The organism is Moraxella marmotae (genome assembly GCF_042219885.1).
Lineage (GTDB): Bacteria > Pseudomonadota > Gammaproteobacteria > Pseudomonadales > Moraxellaceae > Moraxella > Moraxella marmotae.
Genome location: NZ_JBHJHR010000002.1, coordinates 44072 through 60602, shown reverse-complemented (window position 1 = coordinate 60602; position 16531 = coordinate 44072). Strand labels below are relative to the sequence as shown.

Sequence of the window (16531 nt, the reverse complement as noted above, 5' to 3'; positions counted from 1 at the left end):
AATTTAACTGCCTGCCAACACTTGCAAAGCCGTCAAAGCCACCACAGGGGCAGTCTCGGTACGCAGCACTCGCTCGCCAATTGTCCAAGGCTCAAAGCCGTGCTGCATCGCTAAAGCAATCTCATCAGGGCTAAGACCACCTTCAGCACCGATTAATAAAGCAATCCGCTCTGGCAGTGGCTTGGTAAAATCAGGCTTGCCATCGCTTAATGCCAGTACCAGTTTTAGTGTATCATCGCACAGACCAACCCACTGCTCAAGCGGTATGGGGGCGGTGATTTGTGGCACGATGTTTAATCCGCATTGCTCGCAGGCAGCCACTGCCACGCCTTGCCAGTGCTGGATTTTTTTGAAATCTCGCTCGTATTTGAGATGGGCTTGACAGCGTTCACTGGTCAATAGCTGAATGCGATGCACACCCATTTCGGTGGCTTTTTGGATTGCATAATCCATGCGATCGCCACGACTCATCACCAGCCCAATGCTCGCCAAAAAAGGCGGCGTGCGATTAATGTCGTTAAAGTGATCAATTCGCACGCTGGCGGATTTTTTGTTGATGTCGTCAAGCGTTACGCCATATTCACCGCCACGCCCATCAAACAGCACCGCCGTATCGCCGACGCTGGCACGCAAAACCTTGCACCAATGATGATAAATGCCATCAGGCAAAGCTAGGGTTTGTCCGACTTGCTCGGTGCTAAGTGGCGTGTCAATAAAAAAGCGTGGCATGGTTTTGGCTTATGGTTGGATTTGTTCGATGATTTTGATAATTTAATGGCTGTAATGATTTTGTGCGATTGTGTTTAAGTTAAGCCAATTGGCTAAATTTAACTCATGAAATGATGGGTGCGACAGTTTGGGCTGATAAACTTTATAAAGTTGATAAATTGCCACTTCACACCCATCATTTAGCCATTGAGTCTTTTGGCTTGTTAAATCAGCCCAAGACTTTCAACCAGTTTTTTGTTTGGCTCGGTGTTGTTCATGCTATAAAAATGCAGGGCAGGCACGCCTTCTTTGATCAGACGCTGGCATAAATCATGGACAACTTCAAAACCAAACTGGCGAATGGCCTTGCGATCATCACCAAAATCCGCCAACTGCTTGCGGATATAGCGTGGCACATCGGCACCGCAGCCATCGGCAAAGCGAATGATATTTGACGCATTGGTGATGGGCATGATGCCAGCGATGATTGGGAAATCGTCCTGATGCACGCCTTTTTTGGCAAGGCGATCACGCAGGTATAAATAGCTGTCAGCATTATAAAAAAACTGGGTAATGGCTTCGTTCGCTCCAGCGTGATATTTTGCTACCAGATTGTCAATGTCGGAGTCAAAATTGCGTGCCTGTGGGTGCATCTCTGGATAGGCGGCAACTTTGATCGAAAAATGCTCGCCGCTATGCTCACGGATATATTTGACCAAATCCAAGGCATAAGGCAGCTCGCCATAGCCAACTTGACCTGATGGTAAATCACCACGCAAAGCCACCACACGATTGACGCCCAGCGACTTATAAAACTCCAAAAGCTCGCCAATCTCCGCCTTGGTATCACCAATGCAAGACATATGTGGTGCAATCGGTGTGTTGGATTTTTGGGTCAAGGCTTCGACAATGCCCAGTGTCCGCTCTCGTGTTGAGCCGCCCGCCCCATAAGTTACCGAAAAATATTTGGGATTTAGGGCATTTAGCTCATCAAAAGTATGCATGAGCTTGGCTTGTCCTTCGTCTGTCTTCACAGGGAAAAACTCAAAAGAAAAAGGAATTTTTGGGCAAGTTTCACTCTGCTTGGCTGCTTTGTTTTCTTCGATTTTTTGTAAATTTGTTTTTAATTTATCTAACAAATTTTCAATATCGCTGATATGATTGAATAAAGGATTCATGATCAACTCTTTTGTCAGTGAAATGGCTTGGTAGATGGCAATGTGCAATGCACAATTCAACGACAACTGCCACACCATTTGTCAATACATAACTGCTTGATGATATTAATAAGATGGTATTACTAAAAATAGCAAAAACAGTATCAATGAAAATGCTCATAAAATACCATTGATAAAAATGACAACCCTGTCTGATTGCCATTTTTATTTATCATAGGTTTGATGTCAATCAGTATTTGTATTCGTCATTTTTGAACGGGCCATCAACAGGCACGCCGATGTAGTCCGCTTGGGCTTGGGTCAGCTTGGTAATCACGCCATTAAAGCCTGCCACCATCGCCGCTGCCACTTCTTCGTCCAGTTTTTTGGGCAGGACTTTGACATACAGATTGTCCGCTTTTTGCTCGCTTGGCAAATCGGCAAATTTGGCTTGATACAGGTGAATCTGAGCCAGCACTTGGTTGGCAAATGAGCCGTCCATAATGCGTGATGGGTGGCCTGTGGCGTTGCCCAGATTGACCAAGCGGCCTTCGGATAGGATAATCAGATAATCCGACTCGTCATTGGAGCGATACACTTGGTGAACTTGTGGCTTGACTTCCACCCATTGCCAGTTATCACGCATAAACTGGGTGTCAATCTCGGTGTCAAAATGCCCAATGTTACAAACCACAGCGGTGGCCTTGAGTGCTTTTAGCATCTCGGCATTACACACATGATAGTTGCCTGTGGTGGTAACGATCAAATCGGTATCTTGTAGTAGGGCGGTATTGACACCAAGGGCAGGATCGCCTTCGTTAAACGGTGAAACGACTTCATAGCCGTCCATGCACGCCTGCATAGCACAGATAGGGTCAATCTCTGAAATACGCACAATCATACCTTCTTGGCGTAGCGACTGGGCAGAGCCTTTGCCGACATCGCCATAGCCGATCACCAAGGCACGGCGACCTGACAGCAGCATATCTGTGCCACGCTTGATGGCGTCATTGAGCGAGTGGCGGCAGCCGTATTTGTTGTCATTTTTGGATTTGGTAACAGCGTCATTGACATTGATGGCAGGGACTTTTAGCTCACCCTTAGCCAGCATATCCAGCAAGCGATGCACGCCTGTGGTGGTCTCTTCGGATACGCCATGGATACGCTCTAGCATCTGTGGGTATTTGGCGTGAATCAAAGCGGTCAAATCGCCACCATCGTCCAAGATAAGATTGGCGTCCCACAGCTTGCCGTCTTTATGAATTTGCTGCTCTAAGCACCATTCGTATTCTTCTTCGGTTTCGCCTTTCCAAGCAAAGACAGGAATGCCAGCAGCAGCGATGGCAGCGGCGGCATGGTCTTGGGTGCTAAAAATGTTGCACGAAGTCCAGCGAACTTCTGCACCCAACGCCACCAAAGTCTCGATAAGCACGGCGGTCTGGATCGTCATATGGATACAGCCGACAATCTTGGCACCTGCCAAAGGCTGGGCGGCGGCATAGCGTTGGCGTAGTCCCATTAGGGCTGGCATTTCGGTTTCGGCAAGGCGGATTTCTTTGCGGCCAAATTCAGCAAGGCCAATATCGGCGACTTTATAATCGGTAAATGTAGACACTGCGTCCACTCCTTAAAATACTCAGTTAAAAAAGTTAAAAACGCAGATGTCGTTGTTTTGTGATGGCTGTTTGAGTTATCATCAAAAACAAATCCATCAAACCAAGCCTGACCTGCCAAAACAGGGTGCAACATCTCTTGGTGATTGACCGATTATTATAACACCATTAAGAATAAATCTCAAAACAAAACAGCCCAAAGTTTGGGCTTGGGGCTGTTTTTTTTGGCGTTATAATGATGGTTGATTAGTAGCTGAAAGTTAGACCAGCTGAACTAAAGCGACCGCCATTGACATACCAGCCATTACCAAAGTTATCAACACGCTTATGTTCCACATTACCAATGTTTTCAATATTGGCAAAGAATTTTACATGTGGGTTAATTTGCCAGTAGCTGCCAACATCTACGGTTACATAGCCTGGCACTTTTTTGGTTTCGCTATTGTCAGCATAAGCATCAGAGCGAGCCACTAGAGCAACATTAGCTCCGTAAGATTGATTATCAACACCAGCACTCAATGTGAAGTTCTGTTTTGGGCGATAAGCAACTTCTTTACCTGTTTTTTTGTTTTCGGTTTTTACATAGGCATATTCAGCATTGGCAAAGTAAGGACCTTTAGCCCATTTTACGCCAACTTCACCACCTTTGGCGGTTGCCTTTTCAATATTGACATAGGTGGAGTCAGGATAGCCTCTTTGATAGGCAATCAAGTTATCCACTTCTGTGCGGTAACCAGAAATATAGGCTTTGGTATTTTTGCCAATATATTGATCAAAGCCAATTTCGTAATTCACACTTTCTTCTGGTTTTAGATCTGGGTTGCCATAGGTATTGCCCCAAGTGCTTTGACTAAAATAATATAGCTCTGTCAAAGCAGGTGCACGGAATGCTGAGCCGATATTGGCATAAATGCTTGAATTTGGCGTAAAATGATAGCGAACTGCACCTTGGCCAACAGTATGATTGCCAAAGCGTTCGTTATCTTCTAGGCGTACACCAACTTGTGTGTTAACTTTGTCGCTGTTGTATTGATGTTGTAGATAGTAGCCATAAGACTCATTGCTTTTTTGACCATCTTTAACATCGTTGCTATAAAATTTGGCATTCAGATAGCTAACACCTGCCAAGATGTTTTGATTTGGGCTAAATCGCCATTTGGCATTCAAATCACCTTCTTGGTTTTTGGTGTTAAAGTGATTTGGATTGCTATCTTTGACAACTTGAGTGTCTTTAAAATCTGAATAACGAGCAGAAACGGTAACATTGTTAATATCATATGATGTTTTGGCATTAACCAAGCGATTTTCAAAGCTACGAGTGGCGTCATTTTTGCCTGAGTTATAATTATAATACTGGCTAACACCTTCGTTTTGGCTCAATTGTACGCTGGCAGCCAAGCCATTTTTATCATAACCAACAATAGCCCCTGCACCTTTTTGGTCGTAGCTTGCCTTTTTATCACGGCCTTGATTGCTTAAAATACGAGTGCCGTCTGACTCCAGCTTTTGACCATGAATGCTGGCATAAACACCGTTATCACTAACCAAGTCTGCTTTAACAACGGCTTTGTAGGTGTTGTTTTCACCACCCAAGCCAGTAACCTGCACGCCTGATTTGCTAGGTGGCAAAGAACGCATTTGTACAACACCGCTGACGGCGTCAGCACCATATTGTACAGATGCTGGACCTTTGACGATTTCAACTTGATTAACATCAGTTAAATCAAAGAATGATGGATACAGTGGTGCTACATGATTTTGGCTATTTAGGCGTGCACCGTCTTTTAATACCAAAGTATGATTGGCATTGGTGCCACGAGTTGAAATCTCAGTAATTTGACCGATACCGCCTGATTGCTTAATAGCAATACCCACTTCCTGCTCGATTGCCTTGGCAAGATTTTGCACAGGATTTTGTTCAATGGTACGCTCACCGATAACGCTAACACGAGCAGGGATACGGCTGGCGATTTCATCAGAGCGAGTCGCAGTCACGACAATCGGATCTAGTGTCACAGACGGCTGCTCATCGGCAGTCTGGGCAAAGGCAGTGGTAGAAAGCAGTGTAGTTGGGGCTAATGCCATAACAATGGCACGGCGTAATGTAAGAGACGACATAACTCACCTTGGCTAAATTGTTGCTAATGATTAAGTTTTGTAAATTAAGTTATCTATTATAACATGAATCCAATGATGCCGTCTGACTTTTAGATGAAATATTTTAATGATAAATTGAATATTATTCATTCAAAATCCGCACAATTTGGCACAGTCTGACACACTGGTACAAATTGGCGATTGGATAGATGCAGCGTTTTGGAAAATTAAGATAATGGATAAAGGACTAGACTTGGCGATAAAATGATAAAAATACCAGTGATAAGCCAAAGCATGGTACAATATTGGGCTGATTTGGCAGATGACCGACCAAAGATAATTTACAAGAGATTATCTAACAGATTGTCAAAGACAAACTTTAAACAATAGATTTTAAAGACAGATTTTAAACGACAGATTTTAAGAAACACTTTCAGAGACAACCATCATGTACACAGACAGCCACGCACATTTGACTTATCTGATATTGGACAATCACGACCACAATCCCAAAAACCTGCTACAAGCGATGCAGCAAGCTGGCGTTAGTCGTGTCATGGCGATTATGTGCCAATTATCCGAAAATGATGCCATTCGTGACTGGGTGGATTTGGCGGCAGGCGATGACAGTTTGCCTGATGTCGGCATGAGTGTGGGCATTCACCCTTGCCAAGATGAGCAGGTGCTTGCTGGCATTAGCGTTGATGAGCTTTTGGCGTTGGACAGTGATAAGGTGTGGGCGTTTGGTGAGACGGGGCTGGATTATCATTGGGATAGCAATAAAAAGGCCGCTCAAAAACACAGTTTTTTGACGCACATAGCCGCCAGTCAGCACGCCAAAAAACCCATCATCGTGCATACTCGCAGTGCCTATCAGGACACTTTGGACACGCTGCAGGCAGGCAAGTGTGAGCATGGCATTATCCACTGTTTTACCGAAGATTATGCCTTTGCCAAGCAGGCTTTGGATATGGGGCTGTACATTTCGCTATCAGGGATTATCAGCTTTAATAAATCCCAAGAGCTAAGAGATGTCGCTGCCAAGCTGCCTTTGGATCGGATTTTGATCGAAACCGACAGCCCTTATTTGGCACCTGTGCCAAAGCGTGGCAAGGACAATGAGCCAACTTTTGTGCCTTATGTGGCGGCAGTGCTTGCCAAAATTCATAATAAAAGCGTGGAAGAAATTGGTGAAATCACCAGCCGTAATTTTGTGAATTTGGTCAATCAATACAAAACGGTGATTTGATAAAGTTGTTTTATTATTTAATAACTGATAAACTTTTTATTAATTATTTATTAATTTATAATGAATGTCTGTGTCAATGATTTAATCATTAAACCATCTGGCGGATAAATCACTGGCTCAATAAAAAAAACGGTGCTTGATTGATGCGCCGTTTTTGTTGTTTGGCTTTTTTGATTGGTTTTGTGGGTTTTGCCAGCAAATACCAGCAAAATCCACAATCAAAATCCACGCCAAGCCAATCAATGGCGGAAATGACGCATACCAGTAAACACCATGGCAATGCCATGCTCGTTGGCGGCGGCGATGACTTCTTCGTCACGCATTGAGCCACCGGGCTGAATGATGCACTTGATGCCAGCGGCGGCGGCGTTATCGATGCCATCACGGAATGGGAAAAAGGCGTCCGATGCCATCACTGCACCTTCGACCACCAAGCCTGCGTGTTCTGCCTTGATCGCTGCGATGCGTGCTGAATTGACACGGCTCATCTGACCTGCACCCACGCCGATGGTTTGACGGTTTTTGGCATAGACGATGGCGTTGGATTTGACATATTTGGCAACTTTCCAAGCAAAAATCAAATCGTCCAATTCGCTGTCGCTTGGCGTGCGTTCGGTAACGACTTGAAGGTCTGCTTTGTCAATCATGCCCAAATCTTGATCTTGGATTAGCAGACCGCCATTGACTCGCTTAAAGTCCAGCTGCGTGGCTCGCTCGGTGATGGCAGGCAGCTCGCCGCAGACCAGTACACGCACATTTTTCTTGGCAGCAGTAACTTCCAGCACGCCATCGGCAATGCTTGGAGCGATGATGACTTCGACAAACTGGCGTTCGACGATGGCTTGAGCGGTGGCGACATCAAGCTGTCGGTTAAAGGCGATGATACCACCAAATGCCGATTCTGGATCAGTGGCATAAGCCAAGTCGTAGGCTGCCAAGATGCCATCTTGGGAGACTGCCACGCCGCATGGGTTGGCGTGCTTGACAATCACACAAGCAGGCTTGGCAAAGGATTTGACGCATTCTAAGGCAGCGTCAGTATCGGCGATGTTATTATAAGACAGCTCTTTGCCTTGCAATTGTTTGGCGGTGGCAACGGACGCTTCTTTGGCGTGTGCTTCAACATAAAACGCTGCCGATTGGTGCGGATTTTCGCCATAGCGTAAATCTTGAGCTTTGATAAATTGGCTATTAAAGGTGCGAGCAAATGGCGTTTTGGCAGTGGCATCATCACTGGCGATGGCATCGCTGCTCTCTGGCAGGCGAGCCCCCAACCAGCTGGCGATCATGCCGTCATAAGCGGCGGTATGCTCAAATGCCTTGACCGCCAAATCAAAGCGAGTGGCATAGCTTAGGCTACCATGGCTACCAAGCTCGCCCAGTACTTTGTCATAGTCGGCAGGGCTGGTGATGATGCCGACATGGGCGTGGTTTTTGGCTGCCGAACGCACCATAGCAGGGCCGCCGATGTCGATATTTTCGATGGCATCGCTCATGCTGACATCAGGCTTGGCGACCGTAGCGGCAAATGGGTACAGATTGACCGCCACAATGTCAATGCGATCGATGCCATGCTCTGCCATGATCACATCATCGACGCCACGGCGACCTAGGATACCGCCGTGAATTTTTGGGTGCAAGGTCTTGACACGACCGTCCATCATTTCGCTAAAACCAGTGTGTGCTGAGACTTCGATGGCATCGATGCCGCTGTCTTTGAGCAGTTTGAATGTGCCGCCAGTGGATAAGATACCAAAACCTGCATCGACCAGACCTTTGGCAAATTCAACAATCCCTGTCTTATCGGACACGGACAATAAAGCAAAGCTTTTTGGATTCATAAATCACCCTAAATTGATTTGTTTGAATATCTTGTCAAATGCCCATATGCAGACCCAAGCGGACAATTAACAATTTCAGCACAAAATGATACCATTGATTACAAAATTTATAAAGCAAAACAAGACAAAATAAAACAAAATTAATGCGATTTGTGATGATTTTGCCAAAACCAAGCCAAAGCGGATTAAAAATCAAGCCAAAATGGATTGATAACAGATTTTAAGCAGACTTTAACACAGCCAAAGCAAATCCAAAATACAGCCAAAAAAATAACCCAAGAGATGGCTCTTGGGTTGGTATCGGATTATGGATTATAGCAATCCATAAGTTTTTAGCTTGGTGCGTAGCGTACCACGATTTAGCCCAAGAATTTGGGCGGTTTTGGATTGGTTGCCACGGGCGTGCTTTAGAGTGGTGATGAGTAAAGGTCTTTCAAGCTCTGCCAAAAATACATCGTATAAATTATTCACATCAGCACCGTCTAGGGCATCAAAATAACGCTGTACGGCATTTTCGACATGAATGTGTAAAGGGGTGTCATCGGTTGGGTGTGCTGTGGTTGTCATGTTGTTACTCGCATCTCATCAAAAATCATAAACTGTACAAATTTTCGGCGAAATATTACCAAATTCCCCCGTGCTTGGTTGTAACTTTTGTGTGATGGCGTGTAACAATTTTGTAAAGTTTCTTATAAAATATATGTTATGCGGCGATTTTTCACTTTTATGATAGATTTTTTTTGATTATTTTTGGATAAATCGCTAGAATTTTTAATGATTTTAATTGAGTAATTTTAATCAATATTCTTAATGGATAAGTTTAATGAATTAATTTTCAATCAGCTTTTAAAATCATCAATAACAATTACCGCACTTACCGCATCAAATCATCATCTGATGCGGTAAATGTTGGGTGGTTTTTGTTATGATGGTTATCACGATTGTTGTCGTGTGTGAATTATTTTTTAATACCGCTCAAGCGATGCCAATGATGATCATCAGCATTGTCATAATGATAAGCAGCGTCCAGCTCAAAAAATGGCTCATATGCTGCAATCACATCTTGGGTTTGGCTTTGGATTAAGCCTGCCAGCACGATGCGGCCGCCAGATTTTAGCAGTGTCTCAAAGGTCGGTGCAAAATAAATCAGCGGTTTTGCCAAAATATTGGCAGTAATGACATCGGCAAGCTCTGGGTGCGTGCGACGATATTCTTCAAATTCTTGGGGCAAAAAGGCGATAAGTTTATCCGCCACGCCATTTAGGGCGGCATTTTGGCGAGTGGCAAGCACCGCTTGTGGGTCGATATCTACTGCCAGCACTTGCTTGGCTCCCAGCAATAACGCCGCCACGCCCAAAATGCCTGAGCCGCAGCCGTAGTCAATCACCAGTTTGTCTGTCAAATCCTGCTCAGACAGCCAGTCAAGGCACAGGCGAGTGGTGGCATGATAGCCCGTACCAAAGGCAAGACCGGGATCTAGGATTAGGTTGGTGGCGGACGGATCAGGTGCGTCCAGCCATTCAGGGACAATCCATAAGTTGCCAGCACATTTAATTGGCTGATAATAAGTCATCCATTCTCGAGTCCAGTCTTTATCGTCCAAATGCGTCAGCCAAAAACGGCTAGCACCGACTTCGGCGGCGATGGTTGATGCCAAAGACTCAAAGTCCGTACCACTTAGGCTATCATCGCTGTTGGTGTCAAAAATGGCGGTGATGACCACATCTGACCACAGCGGCTCTTCACCCGGCATCGGCTCAAACAGTGGCTCATCGCCAGCGTCTTCAAGCAGGATAGAAACGGCGTTGGATTCATAAAATAACGCTTCGGCCAATTCGACCGCTGATTTTGGGCATTGTAGGTGAAGTTGTTGCCAAGCCATGAAATTTTCCTAGATTAGATAAATATAAAAATACAGTTAAGATAAAACAAATTAAAGACGAAAAATACAAATTTTGTCAAATTATCGCCATTATAGCAAATTATCCTGATAAGAAGTAGGGCGGATTGTATTTTTATCTGTGCTTTTGTTGGGTTTTGGTGCTATTTTGGCAGTGTGATTTGCTGCTTGGTGAATGCTATTTTGCCACATTCACCATAGTTGTTATATCAAATTTATCATCTTTACCATCAATAACTGTAACTGTCATCATAAGGCTCGGCATAGTCTCGATAGTCGTTCGACTCTTCGATGTAATTTTCGTCCGTGTCCACCAGATAACTGTCCGCCTGCTGACTGTACTGCTGCACTTGGCTTTGGTAGGTGGCTTGGGCAGCACAGTCGCTTAATTGGCTTGGTCGATAAATATCAATCACAGGCAGCCAGACGGCATTAGGACAGCCTTGTAAAGTAGGTAAGCCAGAATATCCATCTATCCATTGCCAAGTAACGCCAGCAGGCTGGGGCAGATTGACCGCCGTCAGATTTAGGCGTTTCATATAATCCATCCAAATCGGCAAAGCCCCTGTGCCGCCTGTCAGTCCGATGGATTTGTTATCATCACGACCGACCCAAACGACGCTGACATAATTACCGCTATAACCAGAAAACCACGCATCACGGCTGTTGTTGGTTGTGCCTGTTTTGCCTGCCAAGCCCAGATTGCCGCTGATGCTGCTGGCATTTTTGGCAGTACCTGAACGGATTACTTCTTGCAAGCCACGGTTTAGTAGATAGACCGCTTGCGGTGGTGCACGAAATTGGTGCTGCACTTGTGTCCGCTGCAAAATGCGACCTTTATCATCAATCACCGTGCGAATGGTATGAATTGGCGTATAAGCACCGCCATTGGCAAAAATCTGATACATGCCCAGCACCTGCATCGGCGATAAATCAATCGCCCCCAGCATGGCGGACGGATAGGGCGGAATTTCACTGGTGATGGATAAATTGCCCATCTGTGCCTTAAAGGCATTCATACCAAGTCCGATGCCGACATTGACCGCCGCTTGGTTATAAGAGTTGGCAAGTGCGTGTAACAGCGGTACTGTGCCGTGCGAAGTGCCGCCGTAGTTTTTGGGTGTCCAAGTGCGTCCGCCGACTTTGTAGCTGATTTGATTGTCATTGACTGGCGTGGTCAGGTTGTATTTGCCAGATTGAAAGGCAGTCAAATAGATGACAGGTTTTAATAACGAACCCACTTGCCGCTTGGCATCGATGGCACGGTTAAAGCCAGTAAATTCATCGCCACTACCGACCAAGGCGACCAGCTCGCCTGTGCTTGGGTTGGCACTAACCAACGCACCTTGCAGCGTCTTGGTGGCGTTGCTTTTTTTGCGTAATTCGCTAAGTTTATTGGCCATTGCGATGTCGGCGGCTTGCTGTGCCAAAGGGTCTAGGGTGGAGATGATACGCAGCCCACGATTTTGTAAATCTTCTTGGCGATAATAAGCCTTTAGCTCACGCTGCACAGCGTCCAAAAAGTCTGGAAATTTGGGTTTGGCGATGGCAGGGGTTTTGACCACGCCCAGCGGTTGCTGGCTGGCTTGGCGATAGGTGGCTTCGTCAATTTTGCCTGTGATGAGCATATTGTGCAGTACGGTATTACGCCGATCTAGGGCTTGCTGTGGGTTTTTGCGTGGGTTGTAATGGCTTGGGCCTTTGGCAAGCCCCACCAGCAGGGCGTATTGGTCAAGGCTCAATTCATTCAGCGGTTTATTAAAATAAAACTGCGATGCGATGCCAAAGCCATTGACCGAGCGGTTGCCGTTTTGTCCCAGATTGATTTCATTTAAATATGCCAACAAAATCTCATCTTTATCATAATGAGCTTCTAGGATCAGTGCCATAATCGCTTCGTTGGCTTTTCGCTTAAAGGTGCGATCGGAGTTGAGATAAAAATTCTTAATCAGCTGCTGGGTAATGGTTGAGCCACCTTGGACTTGCTTGCCACTCAGATTGGCAACCAACGCACGAGTGATACCACGCAGCGAGATGCCGTGATGTTCGTAATAATGCCGATCTTCGGTAGCAATCAGTGCGTCAATGAGTGGTTTTGGCATTTGCTCACGAGTGATCAGCTGGCGATCTTCGTTATTTTCAGGATAGATGCCGCCGATATTGACAGGCTCAAGTCGCACGACGCCGCTGGTGTTTGGTGTGGTGCTTTTTAGGCTTTTGATTTGCTTATTGGCAAATTGCACTTCGATGATTTGCTGGGATTCGATGTCATTATCACCATAATGAAAGCCCCGTGTATAGATGGTGTAGGTGTGATTGTTTTTTTGATAATGACCAGTTTTGTCTAGGCTTGCATTGCTATAATGTAGCAGTTTGAGCCAAGATTCTAGCTCATCAGGCGACAGCGTTGCCCCTTGATATAGGCTCAATGGGCGTGAATACAGCGTGGCAGGAATGTCCCATTTGCGACTTTCAAATTTGCTGATGACTTTGGCGTTTAGATATATGGCATACAAAACAAAAGCAATCAATGCCACAAAAATAAGCATCAGCAAAAAACTGCCAATGGCAAAACCTGACTGACGATGTGGTGCTGGGCGTGGAATAGATTTTGACACAACAAAACCCCAAAGCTAAATCCGCTATAATATCGCCTAAAATGACCCATTTTTCAAGCAAAATCAGCCAATTATTTATGGATAACATTGCTAAACTGTACAATTTTTGTGTAATTTTTGGGTATGGCGACGATTTTTGTCGTGGTTGGCGGATTTTGGAGAAATTTTGCGATGAAAGCAAGTCCAAGCAAATCTAAATAAGCCACAAAAATAGCTGCTGTAAGCCAAAATAAGAGCAAATAAACCAAAAGCTGGCGTTAGCGTGCTTGGTTTGTTGGCTTTGTGTTATAATGGCATGGTTTTTGTGCCTGTTTTGTGTGCAAAAAGACGATTCGCAGTTAAATATCATGCCAATGATTTATTTAATGAATTTAAATAGATGTATTTAAAAATGATGATGGTTTTTAAATAAATGATAAACAAATGCTAAATAAATTTTAACTGCGATGAATGATGACTATTTGTGATAAATTTAGTAAAAATTTCTCAAAATGATACGCTTATGAGCCAATCTGACCTTCGCACCGACAATCAAGACCCATCAGCCAGCCAATTTGACACCCTTGAGCAAAGTTTGATTTTACCACCTGAAGGCAGCTGCTTTCATTGTGGCGAGATTTTGCCAAAAGAGCCGTTTTTTACCGTGGTTTTTGATAAGCCACGAGCGATGTGCTGCTTAGGCTGTCAGTTGGCGGCACAGAGCATTGTGGAAGCAGGCTTGTCCCAGTATTATCTAGATCGCCGTGAAATCAGCCCAACGGCAAGCCTACCCAGTGCCATCAATTTTGATGCTTATGACCATCAAGACATCAAAAAACAGTTCGTCTATGCCGAAAATGGCGGCAGCACAGCCGAGCTGTCGGTGGCCAATCTAAAATGTTCGGCTTGCACTTGGCTGATTGAGACACGGCTTAGAGCGTTGGACGGCGTGCAAGATTGTCAGGTCAATCTCACCCAGCAAAGAATGCGAGTGAATTGGAATGATGAGATTTTGTCGATTGCTGAGATTTTAAAGGCGGTGCATTCGGTGGGCTATGATGCCAAACCCTATCGCCAAGACACGCACGAAGCGATGCTAAAACGCCAAAATAAGCAAATGCTGATACGCTTGGGCATTGCCGCCTTGGGAGCGATGCAGGCGATGATGTTCTCCATTGGCATGTATTTTGGGGCGTACAGCGGCATGCTTGTTGAGCATCGAGATTTTTTACGCTATGTGTCGTTGTTTGTGAGCATTCCGGTGTTTTTTTATTCAGGCGTGCCGTTTTTTATGTCGGCATATCATGCGTTGCGTGCTAAGCAAATTAACATGGACGTGCCTGTATCGATTGCCCTGATTTTGAGTTTTTTTGCCAGTTTATACGCCACGCTCATCGGTGCAGGCGAGACTTATTTTGACTCAGTGGCGATGTTTATTTTCTTTTTGTTGGCAGGGCGATACATCGAACAAAATGCTCGTCTAAAAGCATCAAACATGGCATCGGATTTGGTGGTGATTGAGCCAATTTTGGTCAAAAAAATCGCCCAAGCGCCTGATTTGATTGCCAAATTTCATAACAATGACCTAAGCCAAGATGATATTGCCCAGTGGCTGGAGAGTGGGGCAAGCTGGCAAGCACAAGCCACGCCGAGCAAAGATTTTCAATCAACTGGCCATGATGACAAAATCCTTGCCCAAAGCGTCAAAGTGGGCGATGTGGTGAGCATCGAAGCAGGTTCGCAAATCGTGGCTGATGGCGTGCTGTTATCGGCTGTGGCGACGGTATCGCAGAGTCTTTTGACAGGTGAGAGTGATTTGATTGTCAAAGAGCGTGGTGATGTGCTGGTCGGTGGCTCACAAAACGACAGCCAGCCGCTGTTGATGCTCGTTACCAGTGATGTGGATAATAGCCAAATTGCCCTGATTGATCGCCTGATGAATCGTGCCATGAGCGAAAAACCCAAAATTGCCCAAGATGCCGACCGCATGGCTCGTTGGTTCGTGGCTCGGGTGTTGGTGTTGTCGCTGCTCGTGTTTTCGGTGTGGTATCTGATTGACAAGAGCCATGCACTGTGGGCGACGGTGGCAGTGTTGGTGGCAACTTGCCCATGTGCTTTGTCCTTGGCGACGCCCATCGCTTTGACAGTTGCAACAAACCGACTGGCTGGTTTGGGATTTTTATCAACACGGGGGCATACGGTACAGACTTTGGCAAGTGTCAGCCATGTGGCATTTGACAAGACAGGCACGCTGACCACAGGGCAGGCGAACCTTTTGGCGACTGTGAGCGATATGCCGCCAAAGTCAGCTTTGGCATTGGCGGCCAGTCTAGAAATCGGCAGCCGCCACCCAGTCGCCAAGGCGCTATTAACTGCCGCTCACGGTCTGCATTTACCCAGTGTTAGCCAGATTGAGCATCACACGGCAGGCGGCATCGAAGGGGTGATTGATGGTGTGCGATACCGCATCGGCCATGGCAGTTTTGTGAGCGATGGAGCGGTAGATTTTGATTTTGGGCAATATCGTGAACAGCTGGACGAATATCAGGCAAATATGTCGGTTCTGTTGTCGGCATGGCAGGACAATCGCTGGCAGATTTTGGCACGGTTTTATTTTAATGATGCCATTCGTAGCGATGCCAAGGCGATGATTGCTCGGCTACAAGCACAGGGCATCACACCGCTGATGCTCACAGGCGACCCCAACCCAAATGCCCTAAAAGTCGCCGAGCATCTGGGCATTGAAGCGGCATATTATGGCTTGACACCAGAACAAAAAGTCTGGCATATCAAGCAGCTACAAGCAGATGATAAAGTGGTGCTGATGGTTGGTGATGGGATTAATGACGCCCCTGTTTTGGCAGCGGCAAATGTCTCAACGGCAATCGCTGGGGCAGCGGATTTGGCACAGGTGTCAAGCGATAGTGTGCTTTTGGGCGGTAAATTGTCGGCGATTCCCCAAGCCATTGGCATATCGATTCGTACCCAAGCCATCATTCGCCAAAATTTGCGTTGGGCATTGATTTACAATTCGTCCATTTTGATACCAGCGGCATTGGGCTATGTACCGCCTTGGCTGGCGGCGATTGGTATGTCGCTGTCAAGCCTTGGCGTGGTGATGAACGCCATACGCATCAAGCGTGTCGCTGCTTGATTGTGAATGTGGACAATTGGCTTGTGGATAGCTTGATTGCAGATAATTTGCTTGTAAAATTGCCCAAAATATCGGCAATTTGCCCAATGATGTTGCCAAACTGGTTGACCAAATGGATTGATAACTTGATTAATGAAACTGATTAATCGGGCTGATTGATTTAAAAATACCAAAGCAGTTTGACAAAACCGCTTAAAACCATTTTAATTGTTATT

The 16531-nt window shown here is 45.7% G+C and carries 10 protein-coding genes; 2 read left to right on the top strand and 8 right to left on the bottom strand.

Annotated elements, in window-relative coordinates:
- Positions 1-3: 3 nt before the first annotated feature.
- The 4 genes from ACFBZI_RS00535 to ACFBZI_RS00520 all read right to left on the bottom strand — a co-directional run bounded on the left by ACFBZI_RS00535 (position 4) and on the right by ACFBZI_RS00520 (position 5596).
- The gene (locus ACFBZI_RS00535) at positions 4-729 is read right to left on the bottom strand and encodes a 16S rRNA (uracil(1498)-N(3))-methyltransferase (RefSeq protein WP_375714533.1); all 726 of its coding nucleotides are present in this window, start codon (positions 727-729) and stop codon (positions 4-6) included.
- Positions 730-932: 203 nt separating this feature from the next.
- Positions 933-1886, bottom strand: coding sequence for a methylenetetrahydrofolate reductase [NAD(P)H] (gene metF / locus ACFBZI_RS00530; RefSeq protein WP_375714532.1), 954 nt, complete (start codon positions 1884-1886; stop codon positions 933-935).
- Positions 1887-2115: 229 nt separating this feature from the next.
- Complete coding sequence (ahcY, locus tag ACFBZI_RS00525) at positions 2116-3489, bottom strand: adenosylhomocysteinase (RefSeq protein ID WP_375714531.1); 1374 nt, start codon at positions 3487-3489, stop codon at positions 2116-2118.
- Positions 3490-3724: 235 nt separating this feature from the next.
- Positions 3725-5596, bottom strand: coding sequence for a TonB-dependent receptor plug domain-containing protein (locus ACFBZI_RS00520; protein WP_375714530.1), 1872 nt, complete (start codon positions 5594-5596; stop codon positions 3725-3727).
- Between the two features lie 427 nt (positions 5597-6023).
- Here ACFBZI_RS00520 and ACFBZI_RS00515 point away from each other — a divergent pair, with 427 nt between their 5' ends.
- Positions 6024-6824, top strand: a complete 801-nt coding sequence (locus ACFBZI_RS00515) for a TatD family hydrolase (RefSeq protein ID WP_375714529.1) — start codon at positions 6024-6026, stop codon at positions 6822-6824.
- A 239-nt stretch (positions 6825-7063) separates the two neighbouring features.
- Here the strand turns inward: ACFBZI_RS00515 and purH are convergent, their stop codons facing one another.
- The 4 genes from purH to mrcB form a co-directional block, all read right to left on the bottom strand.
- Positions 7064-8665, bottom strand: coding sequence for a bifunctional phosphoribosylaminoimidazolecarboxamide formyltransferase/IMP cyclohydrolase (purH, locus tag ACFBZI_RS00510; protein ID WP_375714528.1), 1602 nt, complete (start codon positions 8663-8665; stop codon positions 7064-7066).
- A 312-nt stretch (positions 8666-8977) separates the two neighbouring features.
- Positions 8978-9232 carry a DNA-binding transcriptional regulator Fis gene (gene fis, locus ACFBZI_RS00505; RefSeq protein ID WP_375714527.1) on the bottom strand — a complete coding sequence of 85 codons (255 nt, stop codon included), beginning with the start codon at positions 9230-9232 and terminating at the stop codon, positions 8978-8980.
- A gap of 391 nt (positions 9233-9623) precedes the next feature.
- Entirely contained in the window at positions 9624-10547 is a 924-nt protein-coding gene (prmA, locus tag ACFBZI_RS00500) for a 50S ribosomal protein L11 methyltransferase (RefSeq protein WP_375714526.1), read from the bottom strand.
- Between the two features lie 248 nt (positions 10548-10795).
- On the bottom strand, positions 10796-13183 hold the full coding sequence (gene mrcB, locus ACFBZI_RS00495) for a penicillin-binding protein 1B (protein WP_375714525.1): 2388 nt from the start codon (positions 13181-13183) through the stop codon (positions 10796-10798).
- Between the two features lie 502 nt (positions 13184-13685).
- Between mrcB and ACFBZI_RS00490 the strand changes: the two genes are divergently transcribed.
- Positions 13686-16316: a heavy metal translocating P-type ATPase gene (locus tag ACFBZI_RS00490; protein ID WP_375714524.1), complete on the top strand. Its 2631-nt coding sequence runs from the start codon at positions 13686-13688 to the stop codon at positions 16314-16316.
- Positions 16317-16531: the final 215 nt, after the last annotated feature.

Coding starts and splice junctions, on each gene's coding strand:
- ACFBZI_RS00520 (WP_375714530.1), bottom strand. CDS start 5,596: ATGTCGTCTCTTACATTACGCCGTGCCATTGTTATGGCATTAGCCCCA.
- ACFBZI_RS00535 (WP_375714533.1), bottom strand. CDS start 729: ATGCCACGCTTTTTTATTGACACGCCACTTAGCACCGAGCAAGTCGGA.
- ACFBZI_RS00515 (WP_375714529.1), top strand. CDS start 6,024: ATGTACACAGACAGCCACGCACATTTGACTTATCTGATATTGGACAAT.
- metF (WP_375714532.1), bottom strand. CDS start 1,886: ATGAATCCTTTATTCAATCATATCAGCGATATTGAAAATTTGTTAGAT.
- purH (WP_375714528.1), bottom strand. CDS start 8,665: ATGAATCCAAAAAGCTTTGCTTTATTGTCCGTGTCCGATAAGACAGGG.
- prmA (WP_375714526.1), bottom strand. CDS start 10,547: ATGGCTTGGCAACAACTTCACCTACAATGCCCAAAATCAGCGGTCGAA.
- fis (WP_375714527.1), bottom strand. CDS start 9,232: ATGACAACCACAGCACACCCAACCGATGACACCCCTTTACACATTCAT.
- ACFBZI_RS00490 (WP_375714524.1), top strand. CDS start 13,686: ATGAGCCAATCTGACCTTCGCACCGACAATCAAGACCCATCAGCCAGC.